This is a genomic window from Streptomyces sp. NPDC091292 (assembly GCF_044757265.1).
Taxonomy (GTDB): Bacteria; Actinomycetota; Actinomycetes; order Streptomycetales; family Streptomycetaceae; genus Streptomyces.
Genome location: NZ_JBIVUQ010000050.1, coordinates 1 through 2,741 on the forward strand (window position 1 = coordinate 1; position 2,741 = coordinate 2,741).

Annotated in this window: 3 protein-coding genes and 1 pseudogene; 2 read left to right on the forward strand and 2 right to left on the reverse strand. The window is 66.6% G+C overall.

Going from position 1 to position 2,741, the window contains the following annotated elements; genetic code table 11:
* Nucleotides 1-112: 112 nt before the first annotated feature.
* Nucleotides 113-271, reverse strand: a pseudogene (locus ACIQNU_RS43745) (IS5/IS1182 family transposase); the annotation flags it as partial.
* 35 nt (nucleotides 272-306) lie between these two features.
* Complete coding sequence (locus ACIQNU_RS43750) at nucleotides 307-912, reverse strand: TetR/AcrR family transcriptional regulator (protein ID WP_401378304.1); 606 nt, start codon at nucleotides 910-912, stop codon at nucleotides 307-309.
* Nucleotides 913-1,082: 170 nt separating this feature from the next.
* Between ACIQNU_RS43750 and ACIQNU_RS43755 the strand changes: the two genes are divergently transcribed.
* Nucleotides 1,083-2,003: an SDR family NAD(P)-dependent oxidoreductase gene (locus ACIQNU_RS43755; RefSeq protein WP_401378306.1), complete on the forward strand. Its 921-nt coding sequence runs from the start codon at nucleotides 1,083-1,085 to the stop codon at nucleotides 2,001-2,003.
* A 103-nt stretch (nucleotides 2,004-2,106) separates the two neighbouring features.
* The coding region (locus tag ACIQNU_RS43760; protein WP_401378309.1) for a transposase at nucleotides 2,107-2,741 on the forward strand (635 nt) is incomplete at its 3' end.

Genomic DNA, 2,741 nt, shown 5'->3' on the forward strand with positions numbered 1-2,741 from the left:
CCCGCAGAGTCCGGCGCTGAGCTGGACGCCGGCTACGACTACCAGCCCGTATACGGCCACGCATCAGCAAGCGCGGCACGAAGACACCACCCTGGCTGAAAGCGAGATCAGGCGTGTGGTCGCGAACGTTCGCGCCGACGGGCACCCTGACCACGGGTATCCCGTAACCGCCAGTCAGCTGGGATCGCTTGGTGCCCTGCTTGCCCCAGTCCAAAGGAGACTTCCCCGCGCACTGCCCGCCCGAGGGCGCCTTGATGATGCACCCGTCCGCGACCGGGTCCTCAGGCAAGGAGCCCCATCAGGGCCTCAAGTCTGGATAGCAAGGGCGAGGAGGGTATCAACCGCGACTTCGAAGGGGCGCGTACTCCGTTGAACCTGGGCGAGCAGTAGTCCGCCTTGCAGGGTGGCGAGCATGGTGGTGGCCAGGGCGTCCGGGTCGATGCCGGGTGCGAGCTTCCCGTCGGCGTGAAGCGACGTGAGTCCTTCGCTGATGGCAGCTGACCACCGCTCGAATCCGGCGGCGATGAGGGCTCGGGCCTCGGGGTCGCTCTCGGCGAGTTGGCCGCCGAGCGAACCGAGTGGGCAGCCTCCCTTGGCCTGGCCGTGCTTCACCCCGGCGATCAGCATGTCCCGCCAGGCTGCGACTCCGTCTTCACTGCTGAGCGCCTGGCGATTGTGATTGACGAGAGTGTCGGCTTGGTAGTCGATGACCGCCTGCAGGAGCTCGTTCTTGTCGGGAAAGTAGTGGTAGAGCTGCGAGCCGCTGACCTCCGCTGCCCCCTTGACGTCTTCCAGGGTGGTACCCGCGACTCCGCGCTCGTGGATCAAGGCCGCAGCCCCCTCCACGATTCGGCCCCGGACGCGCTCGCCCTTCGCGGTGAGCCGCGGCCGATTGTTCGTCTTGTTCGCCATGCACCCATGGTAGCGATTCTGAGTTTGACAGCCCAGTCTGACCCGGGTCAGACTGAGTTACACAACCCATTTTGAGGGCCGCGTGACTCGTCAACGCAGCACCGGCCCCCGCGAAAGCAGCATGAGCCGTTCACCCTGATCAGCCCCGCAGAAGATGAGAGGGAATCCCGATGAGCACACTCCCGGGAAAGACCGTGATGATCACGGGCGCCAACGTCGGGATTGGCAAGGACGTGGCCCGGCAACTGGCCCTGCGACCGGAGACGGCCCGCATCTACTTGGCCTGCCGCAACCGAGACCGGGCGACAACGGCAAAGGCCGAACTCGAAGCCGCCACCGGCCGGCGCATCTTCGATATCGTCGTCATGGACGTCGCCGATCTGGGCTCTGTGCGAGCCGGCCTTGCCGCCGTCGACGGAACCGTCGACGCACTGGTCATGAACGCCGGCGTCATCGGCCCGCGGTCGATGGAGTTGACCGCTGACGGGGTCACCAACGTCTTCGCGACGAATGTCCTTGGCCACGTCGTCCTCCTCGAAGGACTCCTGGCCGAGGGGCGGCTCGGCGAGGTCGCGGTCCTCGCCGGAAGTGAAGCAGCCAGGGGACTCCCGATGCTGCGCATGAAGCGGCCGTCCTTCGCCTCAACCTCTGCCGACGAACTCGCCACCGTCATCGACGGCAGATTCTTCGCCGACGGAAAGACCGACTTCAACCTCGCCTTCGGGCAGGCCAAGTACATCGGGGCCCTCTGGATGGCCTACCTGGCCCGCCAGCACCCCGACCGCCGCTTCCTCACCGTGAGCCCCGGCGCCACCACCGGCACCCAAGCCTCCAACAACATCGCCCTACCGCTGCGCATGGCGTCCAAGTACGTCCTGCCCGCCCTGGGGATCTCCCACAAGCTCGAGGTCGGCGCGAAGCGACTGGTCGACGGCGTCACCGACCCGACCCTGTCCAGCGGCGCGTTCTACGCCAGCGCGGCCAACAAGCTCAAGGGCCCCCTGGTCGACCAAGCGGACATCTTCCCCGACTTGGCCAACCCGTCGTTTCAGGACCACGCCAACGAGGCCATCCACCGCTTCATCATCTAGGCGTCGGCCCGTAGACGTGGGCAAACGACGGAGAGGACGGCACGACGGAGACAGGCTTGATGATCATGGAATTGACTACGCTATGTGACCATCTGGGGGGTTCGTGTCCGTCGCGCCCGCGTCCATCATCGACCCGATCCGTGAGGAGTTCCTGAGGCTGCTCCCTGTCCGACCCGATTCGCACCCGCTGGGGTGCCACAACCCGCGGATCGCGGACGCGGTCGTGTTCGACCGGCTTGTTCTGGCGCTGGTCTCAGGGATGGGCTACGAGCGGGTCGCTGACCGGGCCTGTTCGGCGACCACGATCCGCCGCCGGCGAGACGAGTGGATCGCGGCCGGTGTCATCGGCCACCTGCTCCTCGCGGTACTGCGAGCGTACGACCAGATGGTGGGCCTGGAACTCGAGGACTTGGTCGCGGACGGGTGCATCACCAAGGCGCCCTCGGGCGGGCAGTGCGCGGGGAAGTCTCCTGTGGACCGGGGCAAGCAAGGCATCAAGCGATCCCAGCTGACTGATGGTTACGGGATACCCGTGGTCACGGTGACCGCCGGCGCGAATGTTCGCGACCACACGCTGCTGCCAGAAACCCTCGACGCGTTCGCCGAGTTGACCGACCGCCTCGACCACGCCCCGCAGAGCCCGGCGCTGAGCTTGGACGCCGGCTACGACTATCAGCCCGTCCACACGGCCCTGGCCGAACGCGAGATCAGGCCACGCATCAGCAAGCGCGGCACGAA

Coding starts and splice junctions, on each gene's coding strand:
- ACIQNU_RS43755 (WP_401378306.1), top strand. CDS start 1,083: ATGAGCACACTCCCGGGAAAGACCGTGATGATCACGGGCGCCAACGTC.
- ACIQNU_RS43750 (WP_401378304.1), bottom strand. CDS start 912: ATGGCGAACAAGACGAACAATCGGCCGCGGCTCACCGCGAAGGGCGAG.